18 protein-coding genes are annotated in these 19,274 nt (G+C 52.8%); 3 read left to right on the top strand and 15 right to left on the bottom strand.

Annotation, left to right across the window (positions count from 1 at the left end; all coding sequences use genetic code 11):
* Positions 1 to 9: 9 nt before the first annotated feature.
* From BN1247_RS06265 to BN1247_RS17635, 5 genes are all read right to left on the bottom strand, one after another.
* Positions 10 to 1,257, bottom strand: a complete 1,248-nt coding sequence (locus BN1247_RS06265; RefSeq protein WP_054949618.1) for a molybdopterin molybdotransferase MoeA — start codon at positions 1,255 to 1,257, stop codon at positions 10 to 12.
* A 68-nt stretch (positions 1,258 to 1,325) separates the two neighbouring features.
* Positions 1,326 to 1,832, bottom strand: coding sequence for a cyclic pyranopterin monophosphate synthase MoaC (gene moaC / locus BN1247_RS06260; RefSeq protein WP_054949617.1), 507 nt, complete (start codon positions 1,830 to 1,832; stop codon positions 1,326 to 1,328).
* 175 nt (positions 1,833 to 2,007) lie between these two features.
* Positions 2,008 to 3,678: a b(o/a)3-type cytochrome-c oxidase subunit 1 gene (locus tag BN1247_RS06255; protein ID WP_054949616.1), complete on the bottom strand. Its 1,671-nt coding sequence runs from the start codon at positions 3,676 to 3,678 to the stop codon at positions 2,008 to 2,010.
* Positions 3,679 to 3,700: 22 nt separating this feature from the next.
* Positions 3,701 to 4,168 (bottom strand): cytochrome c oxidase subunit II, encoded by a 468-nt coding sequence (locus BN1247_RS06250; RefSeq protein ID WP_054949615.1) that lies wholly within the window; start codon positions 4,166 to 4,168, stop codon positions 3,701 to 3,703.
* 18 nt (positions 4,169 to 4,186) lie between these two features.
* The gene (locus tag BN1247_RS17635) at positions 4,187 to 4,360 is read right to left on the bottom strand and encodes a cytochrome c oxidase subunit 2A (protein WP_147675194.1); all 174 of its coding nucleotides are present in this window, start codon (positions 4,358 to 4,360) and stop codon (positions 4,187 to 4,189) included.
* Between the two features lie 303 nt (positions 4,361 to 4,663).
* Between BN1247_RS17635 and BN1247_RS06245 the strand changes: the two genes are divergently transcribed.
* Positions 4,664 to 5,473 (top strand): YwiC-like family protein, encoded by an 810-nt coding sequence (locus tag BN1247_RS06245; protein WP_082415814.1) that lies wholly within the window; start codon positions 4,664 to 4,666, stop codon positions 5,471 to 5,473.
* Between the two features lie 130 nt (positions 5,474 to 5,603).
* On the opposite strand, the gene BN1247_RS06240 is transcribed toward BN1247_RS06245, so the two are convergent.
* The 8 genes from BN1247_RS06240 to aroC form a co-directional block, all read right to left on the bottom strand.
* A complete protein-coding gene (locus tag BN1247_RS06240; protein ID WP_269432635.1) occupies positions 5,604 to 6,287 on the bottom strand; it encodes a response regulator in 684 nt (227 codons plus the stop codon).
* Positions 6,280 to 7,413, bottom strand: a complete 1,134-nt coding sequence (locus BN1247_RS06235) for a sensor histidine kinase (protein ID WP_054949613.1) — start codon at positions 7,411 to 7,413, stop codon at positions 6,280 to 6,282. The genes BN1247_RS06240 and BN1247_RS06235 overlap by 8 nt, the downstream gene beginning before the upstream one ends.
* Before the next feature lie 486 nt (positions 7,414 to 7,899).
* On the bottom strand, positions 7,900 to 8,994 hold the full coding sequence (locus tag BN1247_RS06230; protein WP_054949612.1) for a glycerol dehydrogenase: 1,095 nt from the start codon (positions 8,992 to 8,994) through the stop codon (positions 7,900 to 7,902).
* Between the two features lie 380 nt (positions 8,995 to 9,374).
* Positions 9,375 to 10,871, bottom strand: a complete 1,497-nt coding sequence (locus BN1247_RS06225) for an MBL fold metallo-hydrolase (RefSeq protein WP_054949611.1) — start codon at positions 10,869 to 10,871, stop codon at positions 9,375 to 9,377.
* A 178-nt stretch (positions 10,872 to 11,049) separates the two neighbouring features.
* Positions 11,050 to 11,340 (bottom strand): hypothetical protein, encoded by a 291-nt coding sequence (locus BN1247_RS06220; RefSeq protein WP_054949610.1) that lies wholly within the window; start codon positions 11,338 to 11,340, stop codon positions 11,050 to 11,052.
* Positions 11,341 to 11,667: 327 nt separating this feature from the next.
* The gene (aroH, locus tag BN1247_RS06215) at positions 11,668 to 12,042 is read right to left on the bottom strand and encodes a chorismate mutase (protein WP_054949609.1); all 375 of its coding nucleotides are present in this window, start codon (positions 12,040 to 12,042) and stop codon (positions 11,668 to 11,670) included.
* Position 12,043: 1 nt separating this feature from the next.
* Positions 12,044 to 13,159 carry a 3-dehydroquinate synthase gene (gene aroB / locus BN1247_RS06210; protein ID WP_054949608.1) on the bottom strand — a complete coding sequence of 372 codons (1,116 nt, stop codon included), beginning with the start codon at positions 13,157 to 13,159 and terminating at the stop codon, positions 12,044 to 12,046.
* Positions 13,160 to 13,161: 2 nt separating this feature from the next.
* Positions 13,162 to 14,325 (bottom strand): chorismate synthase, encoded by a 1,164-nt coding sequence (gene aroC / locus BN1247_RS06205; RefSeq protein WP_054949607.1) that lies wholly within the window; start codon positions 14,323 to 14,325, stop codon positions 13,162 to 13,164.
* 291 nt (positions 14,326 to 14,616) lie between these two features.
* On the opposite strand from aroC, the gene nagZ reads away from it, so the two are divergent.
* Together nagZ and BN1247_RS06195 are read left to right on the top strand one after the other, a co-directional pair.
* A complete protein-coding gene (gene nagZ / locus BN1247_RS06200; protein WP_054949606.1) occupies positions 14,617 to 15,984 on the top strand; it encodes a beta-N-acetylhexosaminidase in 1,368 nt (455 codons plus the stop codon).
* Between the two features lie 347 nt (positions 15,985 to 16,331).
* Positions 16,332 to 16,811 carry a spore morphogenesis/germination protein YwcE gene (locus BN1247_RS06195; RefSeq protein WP_054949605.1) on the top strand — a complete coding sequence of 160 codons (480 nt, stop codon included), beginning with the start codon at positions 16,332 to 16,334 and terminating at the stop codon, positions 16,809 to 16,811.
* A gap of 71 nt (positions 16,812 to 16,882) precedes the next feature.
* On the opposite strand, the gene BN1247_RS06190 is transcribed toward BN1247_RS06195, so the two are convergent.
* Together BN1247_RS06190 and ndk are read right to left on the bottom strand one after the other, a co-directional pair.
* Entirely contained in the window at positions 16,883 to 18,244 is a 1,362-nt protein-coding gene (locus tag BN1247_RS06190) for an ABC transporter substrate-binding protein (RefSeq protein WP_231633170.1), read from the bottom strand.
* A 473-nt stretch (positions 18,245 to 18,717) separates the two neighbouring features.
* Positions 18,718 to 19,164 carry a nucleoside-diphosphate kinase gene (gene ndk, locus BN1247_RS06185; RefSeq protein WP_054949604.1) on the bottom strand — a complete coding sequence of 149 codons (447 nt, stop codon included), beginning with the start codon at positions 19,162 to 19,164 and terminating at the stop codon, positions 18,718 to 18,720.
* Positions 19,165 to 19,274 lie beyond the last annotated feature (110 nt).

Here is a 19,274-nt window from a genome sequence, read left to right as displayed (position 1 = left end):
CATACTACCTCAATCTACGACATTTAACTTCAGCGCCGTCACGCGCTCACCGGCGCGCACACCTTGTCCGCCGGGCGGTATGACGATTAAGCAATCGGCGTCTACGATGGAGACGGTAATGCTCGACTTGTCGACGCCGTTCGGGCGTACGACGACTTGGCCGTCCTCGCTCGACATTTTGCCGCGCACGTAACGCGGAAACGCGCCCGGTTTGCGAAAGTCTGCGCCGAGAATCGCGGTAAACGGCTGGAGCTCGCGCTCTCGCTTGCCGAGCATCCCGGCGATTACCGGCCGCACGAACAGTTCAAAACCGACGAAACACGCACCCGGATTACCGGAGAGGGCGAACAAAAACGTGTCGCGCCACCTACCGACGGTCGTCGGACTGCCAGGGCGCATCATTAATTTATTGAACAATACGTCGCCGTCCCATTTTGCTAAAATGTCGACGAGAATGTCGTAATCTCCGACGGAGACGCCACCAGTCGTAATCACCATGTCAGCCGTCTGTAGGGCATTAAAAATCGCCTCTTCCGCTTCGTCGACGACGTCGGGCAAAATTTGTTGCACGTACGGGGTGCCACCCGCATTTTCTACTTGATTCGCCAACATGTAACTGTTGCTGTTGCGAATTTTACCTGGCCGGATCGCTTCACCTACCGGGAGCAATTCCGAGCCCGTCGCAAAAATAGCTACTGTCGGCTGGCGGTATACGCTAAGCGTATCATAACCGAATGTCGCTAGCAACGCCGCTTCTCCGGCGTTAATGCGCCGTCCTTTTTCCAGTAGCATCGTCCCTTTTTGCACTTCTTGGCCGATCGCTGTCACGTTGTCTCCAGGCGCAATTTCTTTCTTTACAGCCGTGTACACTTTTCCCTCGCGTTCGACCGCATCTGTCATTTCAAACATGACGACAGCGTCGGCTCCTTCCGGCACTGCTGCGCCAGTCATAATGCGCGTCGCCTGCCCTGTCGCCACTTCAGTCGTCGGCACGTCCCCGCACGGTACTGTCTCGATCACTTCTAACAACACTGGCCGTTCCCGCGTCGCCCCGCGTGTATCCGCAGCGCGAATGGCGAACCCGTCCATGCCGGAGCGGCGAAAGTGTGGCACGTCGTGCGTCGCAGTTACGTCCTCAGCAAGGTAGCGCCCACTACTGTCCGCGAGTGCAATTTGTTCTGTATCACCGGGGTGAATGAACGGTGCAATGCGTGCCTGTGCTTCTGCAACTTTAATCGCTGTACGCCCAAACCGCATGAGTAAAGCCTCCTGTTCGTACTGAAACTATGTCTATTACAATTTTCACAAGCTAAAGTCGCGGACTATCACCGTACATCGGGTACGTCGACTGGTTGTTCGCGCACGTAGTCGCCGCTTTTTCCACCCGATTTGGCTGCCACGTATGTCGGACCGAGCGTCATCTCCTTGTCAATCGCTTTACACATATCGTAAATGGTGAGTGCGGCGACACTCGCTGCCGTAAGAGCTTCCATTTCCACCCCGGTGACGCCGACCGTCTTCACTTGCGCTTCGATGGCGATGGCGTCGTCTGCAGTCGTGTCAAAGAAAATATCGACCCCAGTGAGCGGCAGCGGGTGGCACATCGGAACGAGCTCTGACGTCTGTTTGGCCGCCATAATCCCCGCTACTTGCGCGACGGCGAGCACATCCCCTTTACCCATCGTCCCATCTTGCACGCGCTTCAGCGTCGCCGGAGCCATCGTCACGCGGCTTTTGGCTACTGCAACGCGCTTCGTCGTCTGTTTATGGGAAACATCGACCATCTTCGCTCGCTGTTGACGATTAAAGTGGGTCAGTTGTTCGTCTGCCATCCGCCAATAACCTCCCAAAAAATCTTACAGTCGAGTTGCCTAAAGACGGCATCCTCTTTTAGAGAGTAGTAGAAAAGGTGCTGAAAATCAAGCGAGCAGTTAAACCTTCGTCAAACTGCCATGCCTGATCCAGCACCTTTTTTCTACTGCGCCCGATGAGCGAGCGGCGAGACACTTACCACGTCACAAACGGGAGCGAGCCTGGCGGCGATTGTTCAATAATGTGGATGACTGGACTGACATACGCAATGAGGATTAACGTTGCGATCAGACCAACCCAAACGGGCCAGTGTTCCAACCACATCGGCGTCTTTTGCGCGCCTTCTGCGACTTCACTGACGACAAAGTCGGTCTTTCCTTTCGGCGCAAACAAAAACAGGTGAATAACGATGTACACCATCAAGATGATAGCGACGAACAGAATCGCTCCGCCAACGCCCATCGCTATTTTGTACGGTACCCAGTCGGCCGCGACAGCGGATCCTTGGTAATCGGTAAACGACGTGCGCCGCGGTGCCCCGAGTAAGCCGACGATGTGCATCGCCCCGGACATGATCAACATCCCGACCGTCCACAAGATCGTCTGCACGATGCCGAGCTTGTTGATCGCTGGCGTCAAGCGGCGGTTTGTCAGCGCCGGAATGAGCCAGTAAGCTGCTCCGAAAAATGTGAGCAGTACCGTCGTAGCGACTGCTAAGTGGAAGTGCCCGGTAATGAACATCGTGTTGTGCACGACTTGGTTCATCTGGTTACTAGCGTTAATAATTCCGCCGGCACCCCCGGGAATAAACAGGAGCATCGCGATAAACGGCGCCAAGAAGCGCACATCGTTCCACGGCAACACCTTCAACCAACCGAATAGGCCACGCGCCCCTTTTGCCCGTCCGACACTTTCGAACGTCGCGAACATCGAAAAGGCGGTCATTAGCGACGGCACGACAACGGCCATCGTCAGAGACACTTGCAGGAACTTCCAACCTTGTGCCACACCCGGTTCAGTTAGCTGGTGGTGAAAACCGACCGGAATGGAAAACATAATGAACAATACGAACGCGAGCCGTGCCAACGCGTCACTGAAAATTTTGCCGCCGACAATTTTGGGGAGACAGACGTACCAAATCATGTACGCCGGCAACAACCAAAAATAGACGAGCGGGTGACCGAAAAACCAGAACAGCGTACGACTGAGCAAGACGTTAACCGTTTCAACCCAACCGAACGACCACGGGATAAGTTGTACGACCACTTCGATCGCCACGCCAATGGAAGCGACGAACCACATAATGAACGTCGCCACAGCCATAAATGAAAGCAAGGGAGACGTTTTACCTGGATGCGTGTGGCGATAATGCCGATAGTTCAAAAACACGCCGATGCCACTACTCCACGATCCGACGACAAGTAGGGCCAAGCCGATGTAAAACCACGGCGACGCCTGCATCGGGGCGTAAAACGTGTACAATACCGTCGCTTTGTTCGCGAGAATCATCACCGTCGCCATGATCGTGCCGACCGTCATTAAAACGAAGCCGATCCAGCCGTAACGCCGCGTCGCTGGGATGAGCTTTCCTCCTAAAACGCGCGCTAATCCGGCGTAAATAAAACCGATAATGAAAAATGTCGTCGTTACGAGTGCTAACAAGACGCCGTGAGCGGTCAACAACTGGTAGTAGCCGATCCAGGACGGCATATTGACCATTCCGCCTTGGTCTAGCGCTTGCAATAAACCACAGATGCCGCCGATTAACAATGCAGTGAAGGCGACGACGAGGTGTGCGCTACCGAGGCGCGCGTCCTGACGTTCAAACCCTTGAAACTGCTCACTCGACTGTACTGAGTCTCTCATGACCTCTTCCCTCCAACATTGCTCATTGTACGATCACTTTCGCCATCATGACTTGGTGGCCAGTCCCGCAATACTCGTTACATAAAATGAGATATTCGCCGGGTTTTTTGAACGTGTGGCTAATTTTACTAATATACCCTGGTGTCAACATCGCGTTAACGTTCGTGCCGGCAATTTGAAAGCCGTGGACGACGTCTTTACTCGTCATCGTAAAATGGACTGTCGAGCCAGCGGGGATCTTAATCTCGTTCGGGTTGTAGCCGAAGGCGAGTCCGACGATGACCGCCTCGTATTGTTTATCTCCTATTTTGTGTATCCCCGGTTGATCGAACGGCGGCGTCGTTTCGACCGCCTTCGCATCGATCACCTCCGTGTTACTTGGCGGCCCCATGCCGAGTGCAAACGATTGAAAAGCTAAAATGGCTAAAAAAACGGCTAACGTGACACTACCGATGGTCAGCCAAATACGTTCATAGCGATGCAAATGCATGTTTTATTCCCCCTCGTCCTACTGACGTGACAAAAATAGAAAGAACACGGCAAACCAAGAGACAATGATGACGCCACCGACCATTAACACGGAGACGAACGTGCCTTTGAACGAATGTTCCTCTTCCTCCGTCTGTTGCGTATGTGCGCGCTCTGTACGGACCGTTTCATCCCTTCGCGATAATTCCGCCATGCTCTCACCTCCTGATGTTTAGCTTCATCATAAGTGAATGGACGCCAGGTGCCTATCGGGGAATCCCCTTATAACATGCGGGGATTTCCCTAACTCTAATTTCTAGTATAAATTGCTGTGATTGTTTGTTAACGAGTGATGTTATGTGTTGCGGTTTGATTGATTTAGCCCGTTTTATTGCATAAATTTTACAACCGTTTGCCCGTCATCGTGAACGCTTTGTTTGGCTTGTAAACGTATTGTACGCGTTTTTTCACCTCTGTGACGTGTGTCATAGACAACGCGCACCTTGTTTCGCTTATAATGAAGGAGGTGTTATACGATAAAAAAGCGGACGCGCACATACGGTGCGCGCAAATCGCGCAAATAGAGGAGAGAATACTAGTGAAGCTCGTTTTGCCGAAAGAACACGGCACGTGGATGATGTTCTTGCTCCCGTACGTGTTAGGAATGGCTTTTTCCGGTCCGAAGTGGATCCATCTGCCCTTATTCATCGGTTGGTTTTTCATATATTTGAGTATGACGCCGTGGCTCGCCCAGTTGCGCAATTCGAGCCTCGTGCGAGAGATGCGTCCGTGGGCACTCTCCTATACGGCGATCGGCCTCGCCTTTGCCTTACCGGTCGTCGCGTTTTTCCCGGAGCTGTTATGGTTAACTGTCGTCGCCCTCCCTTGCTTTGCCGTCAACTTGACCTTTTTGCGGAAAAAAAATGAACGCCACATGCTAAACGACATCTGCGGCGTCGCTATTTTCTCCCTCGGGAGTGTCGCGGCGTACACAGTCGGCCGCGGGGCACTGACGGGGCAAGCTTGGCAGCTATTCGCGATCGTCACCTTGTATTTCGTCGGGACGTCTTTTTATGTGAAATCGCTCATTCGGGAGCGCAAAAACGACACCTTTCGTAAAAAGTCGCACATCTTTCACGCCGTACTACTCGCACTTCCGCTCCTTACGGGATACGGAACGGTCGCGTGGGCCTACTTGCCGGGGACTGTGAAAGATTGGTTCACCCCACGCGGGAAACGGTTAGCACCGCTAAAAATTGGTCTGATCGAGATCGCTAATGGCATCGTCTTTTTCATCCTGCTGTTCGGATTGACGTCGTTATCGTAAGAGCAAAAAACTCCGCACCTTGTCCGTGCGGAGTCGTTAAGGTGTACATTATTCTTTTTTGCTGCCATCGCACCACTGCGAAGTTCATTCGCAAGTCGCCGCCTTCGCTAGCCTCCTTAAGCTAGCCGCTTTAGCTAATCGTCCCCTCGCGACTGTATTCTAAATCGAGCAATCCTTTTCTGATGGCGTAATCGACGAGTTCGTGGCGCGTGTACAAGCCGAGTTTATTCATGACGCGCGCTTTGTGGCTCTCCACCGTCTTCACACTAATAAACAGTTGTTCCGCCATTTCCTTATTGCCGTAACCTTTAGCGATCAAGGTGAGTACTTCCCGTTCGCGGTCTGTCAGCAGGTGGTAAATATCGACGTTTTCCCCTTCTTCGACCCGGTGGAGAAAGCTCTCCACTAATCGTTTAGCCGCTGTCGGGTACAAGTACGCCTGCCCTTCGTAAACGGCGCGAACGGCAGCGACGAGCTCCGAGTCGTGTGCGTTTTTTATAATGTATCCCGACGCCCCTGCATTTAATACGCGAAACAAATACTCTTCGTCGTCGTACATCGTCAATACGAGGACGTGTATGTCGGGTGCCTCTTTTTTCAGTTCGGTCGTCGCCGCAATGCCGTCGAGGCCCGGCGGCATACTTAAATCCATCATCACGACATCCGGTTGCAACTCTAGCGCCTTCTGCACCGCTTCCCGCCCATCGCTCGCTTCGCCGACGACGACAATGTCAGGTTGCGATGACAGTAACATGTTGACGCCGGAGCGTACGATCGCATGATCGTCGGCGATTAACACGCGGATCTTATTCACAGTTCTCTCCTCCTTGTGGCAGCCATACGCGGATGTGAGTCCCCTCACCCACACGTGAGTCGATATGTATTTTTCCGTTCAATTGGGCCACTCGTTCCCGCATACTAAACAGACCTAAGCCGCGTCCGCTTTCCCCGAGCTGATCGGGGAGGAAACCTTTTCCGTCATCGATCACCGTTAGCATGACAGGCGCACAATCTCCTTCTTCAAACAAGACATCGACTTGGAAGTGCTCTGCCTCGGAATACTTCAACGCGTTATTGAGTGCTTCTTGAAAAATGCGGTACAGCGCCAACTCTCGCTCGGCTGACAATCGGCGGTTGCGGTTATACGTAAACGTCATTTCGAAGGGAGCAGCTGCTTCCATTCGCTTCACAGTTGAGCGAATCGCCGGTATTAACCCTAAATCGTCGAGAATGGACGGCCGCAGTTCGACCGATAAATTGCGTACTTCTTCGAGCACTTGCGCCGTCATCTGCCGCACGTTGCCACACATTTCAGCTGACGGGTGACCGTCTAATTGGCAGAGTAGCAGATCTAACATCATTTGCATACTAAACACGTTTTGTCCGATCCCGTCGTGTAACTCTTTCGAGACGCGCTTCCGTTCCTCTTCGAGCGTTTGCATCATTTTATTAGATAACAGACGAGACATGCGCGCTTTCGCCTGCCGCTTTTGTGCCGAAATATCGCGGATCGCGACGATCGTACAAGCTGGTACGTCGGCCGTGGCTGCCATAATTGTACTACTCGCCGTCACCGTCACTTCGCGCCCATCCTTAGCCTTAAGTACCAGTTCTACGTACGGGGAATTCTCTGTAAACACCTGGCAGTTTAAGCACGTCGCCAGCGTGTCTTCCCGATTCGACACAACCCCGTCGCACAATTGGCAAAAGGCGACGCTATTAAGTAAGTCTTCGTTCGTCCAACCTAACATCTCTTCTGCTGCGCGGTTGATCCCGACGATTTGTCGGAAGTGGTTCATAATAAGGATGCCGTCGGTCATATATGCAAACACGTTCAATAAGGGACTCCACGGGTTACTCATGCGGGTGAAAACGTCACCCCACCCTTCCCGCAGCGTATCCTCGCCGTTTAGCTGTAAACGCTCTCCACTAATCTCCACAGCAAGTCTTCCTTTCCCTTAGCCCGTTCAAATGTCGTGTATATTTATCGTATCACAACTTTCCTAAACGTTTAAGTTGTGAATGTCATGTTTCACAAAGCCGACGACAAACATTAATAAATTTGTAACGATTACACGTCGCGTTCACGCCGTGCCATTCGCTGCGACGAAAAACCCCGCACAAACGTACGGGGTTAAGGAACGTGTCCATATGATGTCGATCCCTCGAATGCACGGGTCTGTTTTTTTTCTCGCCTAGTAACGTATTGACCGCCTCGCCGACAGAACCGCCTTGTACAAAAATGTGCGACAAAAAACCGAGGACGACCCCTGCGGTCAAGGCCGGGAGCACTCACTCGGTTTCGCTCAGTTTTACTCATGTACAGGGAGGACATTTCCGTCCCTGCGATTCCGCCCTGTTTCGAATTTATAGCGTATGTTTGTTTGGCCCTATGTTTGTACGTGATCCTATGTTTGTACGTGGCCTTACGCCCGGTACTGCCGCCCTAATGCATCTGCGGTGAGAATTGCCGCGTAGACGTCGTCCGGGGTCACCGGAAATGGCATATTGTGAATCGTTTCACCTTCCGCACAAGATGCTTCAGCCACTTGGCGCATTTTATCTGCAATATTTTCCTTGATGCCCATCTCTTCTAACGTGACGGGTAGTCCTAAGCCCAGGCACAACTCGATCACTTCGTCCATTTCCTCGAGCGGACTGTTCTCCAACACCAGTTGTACAAGCGTACCGAAAGCGACTTTTTCGCCGTGGTACAACTGATGACAATCGTCGATGACGGTAAAGCCGTTGTGGATCGCGTGCGCTGCTGCGAGACCACCGCTTTCAAAGCCGATACCGCTCAAATACGTATTCGCTTCGACGATATTTTCCACTGCTTCAGTGACGACGTTTTGCTCGACGGCTAACTTAGCTTTTAGACCGTCCTCCAGTAACGTGTCATAACACAGTTCAGCTAGCGCCATCGCCGCCTTCGACACTTGTCCTCCCGCCATCGGCACACCGTTTGCCGCTTCGCAAGCTCTCGCCTCAAACAGTGTCGCCAACGCATCGCCGATCCCGGCTACAAGCAAGCGCGCCGGTGCGTTAGCGACGATTTGCGTATCGACTAACACGATGTCGGGGTTTTTCGGAAGCAGTAAGTATTCGTCAAACATACCGTCCTCCGTATATACGACAGACAACGCACTACACGGAGCGTCGGTCGAAGCGATCGTCGGTACGACGACGACAGGTTTGTGTGTGTAATACGCGACTGCCTTCGCTGTATCGTGCGTCTTCCCACCGCCGATGCCGACGACGACATCGTGACCACCCGCTTCTACAACGTCGCGCAACCGATTAATTTCGGGCTTGGAGCATTCGCCGCCGAACGTTTCAAAAGCGACAGAAGCGTCACTGTCAGCATAGCTTCCTTCCACTATATCCTTCGTGATCGACTGCACAAACTCGTCGGCAATGACGAGCGGCGACTTCCCCACGCCGGCAAGGTGGTCTTTTATTTTCGCTAATTCGCCTTTACCTTGAATATATTTTCCGGGTGAATTAACAATCCGTGCCATTACGATGTCCCCTTTTCCAATTGATACCTTTCATGTCTATTATAGGTGAGATCATAAAGGACCAACACCTTCTAGGTTACAGTTATGTGACACTTTTCTTGTCGCTTGAAACCTGGCAACTTCTTGACAATATCGCGAATACATGCCAAAATTCACCTTAAACAAAGTGTTTAAAATGAGAGGCGTTTAGAAGGAGGACGCGCTATTTGGACACATCGTTGAACACGTATTCTTTTTAAAAATATTAAAGCGCCTTCATTACGATCACCATACGAAGACGAAAAAAAGACCGCCCGCAGCGAGACGGTCCGCGATTTGGAAAGTGACTGACAGTGTGCTAAACTCGCGAGTTTTTGCCGCCTGCCCGCTCCTCCGATTCTCTACTTGCGTTCGCAAGGGAACTTTTGCACAGACGGGCGCACGACTGGCAATCCCTTCGCTTGCCAGTCATCGATGCCACCTTGCAAGTTAACGACCTCTTTCACGCCATACGCTTGCAAAATGCTAGCTGCGATCGCGGAACGGGCTCCCGAGCGGCACTGCAACAGGAGTGGCTTCCCGCTCGTTCGTTCAATCAGTTCATCCACTTCATCTAGCCCCTCGGGCAATGTGCCAAGCATCATATGATGGGCGCCGGCGATGTGCCCCTCCTGCCACTCGTCCCTGTTGCGCACGTCGATGAGCGTGACATCGCCTACGGCGATCGGCTCGCACATTTCCGCCGGTTCCGCTTCGCGGTACGACTCATTAAATAAGTCCGCGCATTGGGTAAACGCGTCGTCGAGATGCATGTATCCGGCGACGCGGTCGATACCTATCGCGCGTAAATCGCGTAACATGTCAGGGACAGCTTCAGCAGCAACTAAAAAGTAAAGCGGTCTTGTGTCGTCGATTAACCAACCGGCCCAGTTCGTAAACGAGCGGTTGTACGGTATGTTGATCGTCCCCGCCACATGCCGTTTCGCGAACGCGTCGCACGGACGCGTATCGACGATGCGGGCACGTGACGGGAGTAGCTCGCGCAGTCGCTCACCCGTCTGGATCCGTTCCGGTTGCGGTAACTCTTTCAACAATGGCGGCCCATCTTTGTTCACCTGTTTCATCGCTGCGAAATATGTTGGCGCCTCCGGCTGGCCACTGAGTAACGCCGTGACAAACGCTGTTTCGTCAGTGTGCGCAAGGGCCCAGTTGTACAATTTCTCGTAACCGACTGTTGAAGACGGTACAGCCCCAAGCGCCTTTCCGCAGGCACTACCGGCACCGTGCGCAGGCCACACTTGCACGTAATCGGGCAGCTGCTTGAATGTTTGCAGCGAACGAAACATCGCCCGCGCCCCGGAGACGGCGCTCCCTGCCGCGCCGCCTACTTTTTCTAGCAAATCTGGCCGACCGACGTCGCCGACAAACACGAAATCGCCAGTAAAAATACCCATCGGCCGCTCCGCCTGCCCACCGCAGTCGGTGAGTAAGAGCGACATGCTTTCCGGTGTATGCCCGGGCGTGTGCATCACGTCGAACGCGACGTTCCCGACTGTAAAGCGATCACCGTCACGTACCAGCTCGTAGTTGTCACTTCCGCCGCACTGCCTGTGCCCCAGTTGTCCCACATAGCGATACTGCCAATCCTTACCCCCCTCGGCAGACAAATAGAGCTTCGCTTGCCACTGCTCAGCCAATTCACGCGCGCCCGAGACAAAATCAGCGTGAATGTGCGTTTCCGTCGCTGCCACGATTTGCAGACCTTCCGCTTGTGCCACTCGCTGATACGGTGTGACGTCCCGCGCCGGATCGATCACGATCGCTTCCCCCGTCTGTTGACACCCGACGAGGTACGACGCGTGCGCCAATTTTTCGTTATAAAAATAACGCAGTAACACTTGCTGACCCTCCTAGCGTACGAGGTTTTATGCATCAGTATACACTATTACTAGCACCGACGATTTATCTCTACCCGCGGCAGTTTCTGTCGCGCCATCTCCGCTACCCCAGTCTTCACCACCCAACCCACCAACTAAAACGAATGTAAAAGCCTCCCACAACCGCATCGTGGGAGGCTTATTTTTGCAAACTTAAGATAGTAGACATTTTAAATTCGTGCACCGCATGCCACGGAATAAAGCTGACGTAACGGGCGACGCGGTCGTTAAATTCGAGCGTTAAGCCGATGTCGTTAACGGCGAGTACCTTTCCGTACAAGATGGGGGTGGCTTCTTCTTTTAGAGTGTCGAGAAAAAACTGCGCCTGCCGACACACATCGGTAAGCTTTGCCTGCTCCGGATCTAACTGTAAAAAACGCAAAATGCGAGCCGCTGTCCGTTCGTTACTCACCTGTAAAAACGCACGCATGGCCTTCCCCCCTTCACCTACCATTATAAAGATTTTCCCTTCCTAACGGTATGAGGGATTCCCCTTATTATAGGCAAGGTGATCCCCCAGAGGTAGCCCATATTTGGAGCTAAAAAAGTTTCCCCCCGATTCAGTAAAGAGCAGGGAGCGCAGGCTACTAGTCGAATATTTGCTAAGTATTCCGCTATGTTGTAAGTACAAGGGGGAAAACTATTCGTTGTAAAAGAAGGAGGTGAAGGGATCGTGTGACTTTGGTTGCTGTTGCTCGTCGGGATGATCAATATCGTCTTGCTGCATGCAACCTCAACGCTACCTTACGAATCGGTTTCACCCGTTCACTTGCGCTAAATCGGGCCGCAGCGCGACAGCACCTTTCAAGTACACGTGCGCGACCTCTTGCGCCGTGAGCTCCGTATTGACGAGGAGCATGAGGCGAATGCACTTCGGCAAACTGTCCGGGACGGCAATCTCCTGTCCACACATGAGTGGGACGTGCTTCCACCCAGCCATCGAGCGAATCGCCCGCGCCGGAAACGTCGCATTCAGATCAGGCGTCACTGTAATAAACACGCTAGCGATCTCATCCGCCTCAATGCCGTTGCGAGCGACGATCTCTTCGAGCAACGCCGCTGTCTCGCGCAAAATGTCCTCTGTCCGGTTGTGTTCGACGGTCGTCGCACCGCGAATACCTCGCACCTTCATCTTACCCCTCCTCCGCAGGATTTTTTAACGCTGTCAGTACGTCGCGTACGACAGCTTCAGAAATGCCGGAAAAAATATCGACGTCGCCCCACTTCGTCGGAAGCACCATGACGAGTTCCGCTGCGCGATTCTTTTTGTCGTGTTTCATGCGGGCGACGATGTCGTCCTCGGCAAATGACTCCGGCAAGGCGGTCGGTAGCCCGTAAGCGGCAAGTAGCTTGCGCGTCGGCGTGACGACGTCTTCGCGCACCGTGCCGAGTTTTTCCCCTACCATCGCCGCCCCGACCATGCCGATCGCAATCGCTTCGCCGTGCGTAAAGCGACTAAAGCCGCCTAACGCTTCGATCGCATGCCCGATCGTGTGCCCGTAGTTTAATATCGCGCGCAAGCCTTGCTCGCGTTCGTCGTTGGCAACGACGTTGGCCTTAATGCGACAGCCGCGTAAAATCGCCTCTTCGATGTACGGCGACTTTACAGCCAACAGCGACTCGCGATTTTCGCTCACGTCGTCGAGCAGCGCTGCGTCGCGAATAAATCCGTGCTTCAGAAGTTCGGCAAAACCGGACCGTCGCTCCCGCGTTGAAAGCGTCTGTAGCGTAGCAATGTCATAAATGACGGCTAGCGGTTGGTGGAAGGCGCCGATGACGTTTTTCGCCAATGGGTGGTTGACCGCGACTTTACCGCCAACACTGCTGTCGTGGGCAAGTAACGTCGTCGGCAGTTGCACATAGCGAATGCCGCGCATGAAACTAGCGGCAAAAAAACCGGCCAAGTCGCCGATCATGCCTCCCCCGAGCGCGAGGACGACGCCGCTCCGGTCTAACCCCGCCTCTAACGCTTCCGCGACGAGCCGCTCCAATACGGTGAGCGACTTCGAGCGGTCGCCGGGTGGTACGACACTTTTGTGCACGCGGTAACCTGCCAGCCGCAGCGACAGAAGCACGTCCGATCCGTAATGAGCGTCGACGTTTTCGTCCGTCACGACAAACAGTGGATGCTGCGTCGTGACATCGCGCGCAGCGAGTAGGGAAGGCAAGTTGGACAGTAAATCGGCAGCGATGTGGATCGGATACGACCGCTCTCCTAAATCGACGTGTAGCGTTGCGCCGTTTGCCATCGCTAAAACTCCTTTGCGTGCTGTGCGTACGCGGCGATCTCCCGCTGAAGCGAAGCGAACGTGTCACTGCTGAACGTCTCGCAAACGGTGCGTGCAATTTCCCACGCGACAACCCCTTCGACGACGACGCTCGCTGCTGGTACGGCACAGTTGTCTGAGCGCTCGATACTTGCTGCAAACGGCTCTTTCGTGTCGATATCCACACTTTGCAGCGGTTTGTACAACGTCGGAATCGGCTTCATCACGCCGCGGACGACGATCGGCGCCCCTGACGTCATGCCGCCTTCAAACCCACCGAGGCGATTCGTCTTACGGTAATAGCCACGTTCAGCTGTCCAAGCAATTTCGTCGTGCACTTCCGAACCCATCCGCTCGCCGGCGCGGAAGCCGATGCCGAACTCGACCCCTTTAAACGCCTGCACACTCATGACCGCTTGTGCGAGGCGCGCGTCCAATTTGCGGTCCCAATGGACGTGGCTGCCCAGGCCGACCGGCACGCCGCTGGCGATCACTTCGACGACCCCGCCAACTGTGTCGCCTTCCTTTTTCGCTTTGTCGATGGCGGCGATCATTTGCTGTTCCAGTTGTTCGTCGATGCAGCGCACCGGCGACGCCTCCGACCGTTCGCGCAACTCGCTTACAGGCACATCCGGAGTCGGTACCGTCCCCGCGGCCCCGATGCGCACGACGTGACCGGCGATCTCGATGCCGAGGTGCGCGAGCAACTGCCGCGCTACCGCCCCGACCGCTACCCGCGCCGCCGTTTCACGCGCACTCGAGCGCTCGAGTACGTTGCGCATGTCGCGGTGCCCGTATTTGATCGCACCGTTTAAATCGGCGTGTCCTGGCCTTGGACGCGACACGCGGCGCTTACTTTCGTCGACGCCACCTGCTTCGATCTGCATCACGTCGGTCCAACGCTTCCAATCTTTATTTTCGATGACGAGCGTGAGCGGCGCTCCCGTCGTTTTGCCAAAACGCACACCGGACACGATTTGCGCGCGGTCTTTTTCGATATTCATGCGGTTGCCGCGGCCGTAACCTTTTTGTCGCCGCGCCATCTGTTCGTTGATCTGTTCCGCGGAAAGCGGTACGTTACTCGGCAGCCCTTCGATAATGGCCGTCAACTGTGGCCCGTGTGATTCACCTGCAGTAAGATAACGCATGCTCGTCTTCCTCTCACATAAATATTGTTCTATCATAGCACAATTGCACGGAATACGTTCAGGCGTACTTTAGCGCTTTTGTGTATTATAGTATAGCGCGCATTTTTTGACAAACGACATGACCGCTCCGCGGCCGCGCGTCGCGCGCTACATACGAAAAAATTCGCCCATTATTCGTGACGTGGAAATGATACTGGCGATGACCGATTAAGTAGTCTGCTATTTCATAGGAGACGCAACACGCGTTTTTTGTTAGTCTATAGATAAAATTGTCCACGAAGGATGTGAAACATGCATAAGAGACACAATCAAGGTGTAAAAAACGTTGTCTACTTGTGGTTCATTAGTTTAATAGCGTTTAGTTTACTGTTTGGCTGCCAAGCAGACGGCGACAAGACCGATGAACGTGCAGAAAACCGCGCCGCAGACGCGAAGCAAACGAAGGGAACGAATTCTACAGGCGCGAATCGTACGGACGATCAAAAACAGACGCAAGGTAGGAAGGAGCAAAGCGAGCGACAACAGAAGCAACCATCGCAATCGAAACCGAAACCGCCCGCTGATCCGCTCAAAGCACAAATTAGCAAGATGTCGCTCGAGGAAAAGATCGGCCAACTAGTCTTCACTGGCGTAGACGGCTACACGAGCGATGAACACGCCAAACAGCTGATCCAAACGTACCGCGTCGGCGGCATTATTTTGTTCGAGCGCAACATACAAGATGCGGAACAAACGCGTACGCTGCTCAATGCGTTAAAAAAGTTGAATGCCAAAAATAAGGTGCCCCTCTTTTTCGGTGTGGACGAAGAAGGTGGGACGGTTAGTCGCATGCCGGACTCGTTTGTACCACTGCCGACGAGCGAACGGATCGGCACCGTGAACGACCGCACGTTTTCGTATGAAATTGGACGCGTCATTGCGCGAGAAATAAAAACACTCGGCTTTAACACAAACTTTGCGCCCGTGTTAGACATTAACAGCAATCCGGATAATCCGGTCATCGGTGACCGCTCGTTCGGTGCAACCGCTAAAGTCGTCAGCAAACTAGGGCTTGCAACGCTACAAGGAATGAAGGCCGAACGCGTCATTCCCGTCGTGAAACACTTTCCCGGGCACGGCGACACGTCCGTCGATTCCCACGTCGGCTTGCCCGTCGTCACTCACGATGTGGAACGCCTCGACGCATTCGAGCTCGTACCGTTTAAGCAGGCGATCGCACAAGGGGCCGACGCTGTCATGATCGCCCACATTTTACTGCCGCAACTCGACCCTGACCATCCCGCCTCGTTATCGAAAGCAGTCATCACCGATTTGCTGCGCGAACAACTAACATTTGGCGGTGTCGTCGTCAGTGACGATTTGACGATGGGGGCGATTGTGGAACAGTATGACATCGGAGAAGCAGCAGTGACTGCCGTCGCCGCTGGTACCGATCTATTGTTAGTGTGCCACGAGTACGACAACACCGTCGCAGTCATCGAAGCGTTACGGAAAGCAGTAGCAGATCGTACGCTTTCTGAACAGCGCATCGACGAAAGCGTGTACCGTATTTTGGCGTTAAAACGCGCGTATCGCATAACGGATTTACCGGTCGATCGTGTCGGCGTCGCCTCCATCAACCGCGAAATTGAGCAGTTGTTACAAAAGTACGTACCGTGAACATCGGTTTCCGCTGCGACCACGCTACGTGTACGAGTGTCCTACGTATACACCTTCTCATCGCCAATACACCTTTTCATCGCCAACAATCCCGTAACTCGCCCTCGTTACGGGATTTTTTGTTTGCGGTTGGCGAGTCATTCGTGTTGGAAGTCCTTCGTGCATGCCGTTTACCGCCATCCTGCTGGTCAACTTTTTTGTATAACGCTCTAACTTATACGAATCGACGTGTCATTGTGTGGTGCTTGTGGTATACTAATTGTAACATAACGTTCACAAATCGTTACTTAGTTTGCCACAATCGCGCGTTTGCAAACATCGCAATTTCGTATGAGGGGGACGAATCGATGGACGTCTTGATCGTATGCCTATTGATCGCCAGCTGCGCGGCACCGTTCTTGTTGTGGATCGAAAACCAGCAACTAGCTTTAGTCCAACTACCGTTCATAACTGCCATGTGGGTCGCTTACACCATCAGTTTTTCCACTAACTTAGGGACGTACGTTCACTTCCTTTACATCTTCTTTTTTGTCGGCAATGCGATCCTCACCGCGTATGGCGTGCGACTGCTGTTCACCGGACCTGTGTATAGGCGCCGCCGCATGAAACGTCGCCTCACGGTAATCGACGGTAACGGAAATAGGGGGCAAACCGCACCACTGTCTGTCATTTTTTCGACCCACGAACAAGCGAAGGAACGCCAGAAGGCGCCACTTCGCCTCGTCAAAAGTCACTCCTTTTCCGAGCAGCCATCCACTGCTCGCAACCGACTCATGTACGCAAACAACGGCGGACGTTCTTATTTACAAACTGACACGCGCCCCTGACGGCAACCATCGCCTCACGCGGGTGGTTGCCGTCACATCGGGCGCTTATTTCCCGTCTAGTGCTAATTATTTTATTTCTTGCTGTTCGTCTTGTTGTACACTTCGAGCGCTTTGTTCACCTTCTGCACGACGGAGTCAAGCGCCTCCTGCGGCTCGACACTTCCTTCGTAAAGCCGTTCAATTTGATCCTCGATGTTCGCCCGAACCTCTGGAAAAACGCCGATTAACGCCCCTTGGGTGACCGGACTCAACTTTGTGTTGTGCAACTGGTCGATCGACGTTTGGAACTGTGGGTATTCCTTCAAGTTCTCCTTCATAAGCGGTTCGTCGTACGCTTTTTTCGTTACTGGGAAATAGCCCGTATTGACCGCCCAAAACGCTTGCTGTTCCGGCTGAGTCAAAAACTTGATGAACTCCCACGCCGCCTGCTGCGACTCTTCGGCGATGCCGTCCATCATCCATAGCGACCCACCGCCGACGATGACCCCTTGCGGGTCCGTGCCGTCCGGTACGGGAATATAAGCGGTACCGACTTCGAAGGACGCATCCTTAATGTTCGCTGCCGTCGAAGCGGTCGAGTCGAGGTACATCGCTACTTTTTCCGCTTGGAAAGCGGCGCGAATGTCGTCCCACTTGCGGCCAAAATTACCGAGCACCCCGTCTTTGTGCATCTTTTGTAACCAGGCGAAGACGTGCTCACCTTCCTTGCTGTTTACAAGAGCCTCCGTCGCCGGTTCAGCTCGCCCGTTGTCGTTGTTCACCATCGGAGCCCCTTGGTTGGCCATCAACTGCTCAAAAAACCAGCCGTAAATGAGAATCGCGAATCCAGAACGGTCATTCGTCGTCAACTTTTTCGCCGCTTCTTCAATCTCGCTAAACGTATGCGGCGGTTTTTCCGGATCGAGCCCTGCCTCCTTAAAGGCGTCTTTATTGTAAAACATTACCGCGTTCGAAGAGTTAAACGGCATCGAGTACAATTTGTCGTCGACCGTGTAGTAACCTAAAATATTTTCTTCCAGTGCACTAATATCGTAGTTGTCGGCGTCGATGAACGCCTGCATCGGTTTAACATAGCCGCTGTCAATCATGAAACGGGTACCTATTTCGTAAATTTGCATGATTGCAGGTGCCTTATCGGTACCGGCCACGTTTTTCAGTTTGTTGATCGCCTCTTCGTAATCCCCTTGGAACTCGAGTGACACTTTGATTTTATCTTGGCGATCGTTAAACTGATCGACGAGCTCAGTTAACGCATCCCCGGGTGTACCACCCATCGAATGCCAAAAATCGATCACGACTTTACCGTCTTCTTTGACGACATCTTTTGTCTTTCCTTCTTTGCCACCATCCGTATTGCTGGAACTACAACCTAACACTGTAGACATAAGTAACAAGAAGACAAGTGCAGACAGCCATATTTTGTTTAATCTCACCAACGCTCTCTCCCTTTACGTCATTTTTTTACCCCTTATACAAAAGCCGTACTTACGCGCAGTGCACGGTTGTTGCATAGCAATTCATGCGCCACTTAATATGTACATCAACTCATGTACATCACTTCATGTACATCACCTCGTTTCAGCGGAGTCCGCCTCACCCACACTGTAAGTAATTCGCCTCACACACTGTAAGTAAAAACGCTTTCAACAGAAAGTTACTACAGCGCGTAACATCAGTCAACTCATAAACGTATTTTTTAATGAATAGTGTTACTACCACCACCTTGTGTCCAGAATTAATCGTGTCACGCAGCGCCCTTCAACAGCACGCTCTAATTGTATCGCGCCTTCGTAAAGACGATGTTAAGCAGGCGTAAATGTTTGGCATAAAAAGCCATAAAAAAACCGCCTTCCCTCAACTAAAAGAGAATAAGCGGTTAAAATAAGGTAGCAGTGGTAAACAGACGTCACACAATCCACTTGTTAATCGTTTTTTCATAAGTGGTCAATTCATCGTCGTTGAAGAACAACTTAATTTCACGTGCGGCACTTTCCGGTGAATCCGAGCCGTGAATGATATTCATGCCGACCGTTTGGCCGTAGTCGCCGCGTACCGTTCCTGCCGCAGCTTCCGCTGGGTTTGTCTTGCCCATCATCGCCCGCGCGACACGAATGACGTTCTCGCCTTGCCACACCATGGCAAAGACGGGGCCAGACGTAATAAAATCGACTAATTCGCCGAAAAACGGCTTGTCCTTATGCTCGGCGTAGTGTTGTTCCGCCAAGGAGGGCGCAATCGTCATCAACTTGGCGCCGACGAGTTGAAATCCTTTATGTTCAAAGCGAGCGACGATCTCACCGATCAGACCGCGTTGAACGCCATCCGGTTTTACCATTAGAAACGTTTGTTCCACTTCTCTTGCCTCCGTTATTCACATATGTATTTATAGGAAGACGTAAATCCTCCACTTCATGTTACCGTTATATTTTACTAGAAACTACATAACATAGCAATATGTTGCTA

The organism is Numidum massiliense, from assembly GCF_001375555.1.
GTDB classification, from domain to species: domain Bacteria; phylum Bacillota; class Bacilli; order Thermoactinomycetales; family Novibacillaceae; genus Numidum; species Numidum massiliense.
The sequence above is the reverse complement of the archived record's forward strand: the minus strand, read 5'-3'. Positions and strand labels throughout refer to the sequence as shown.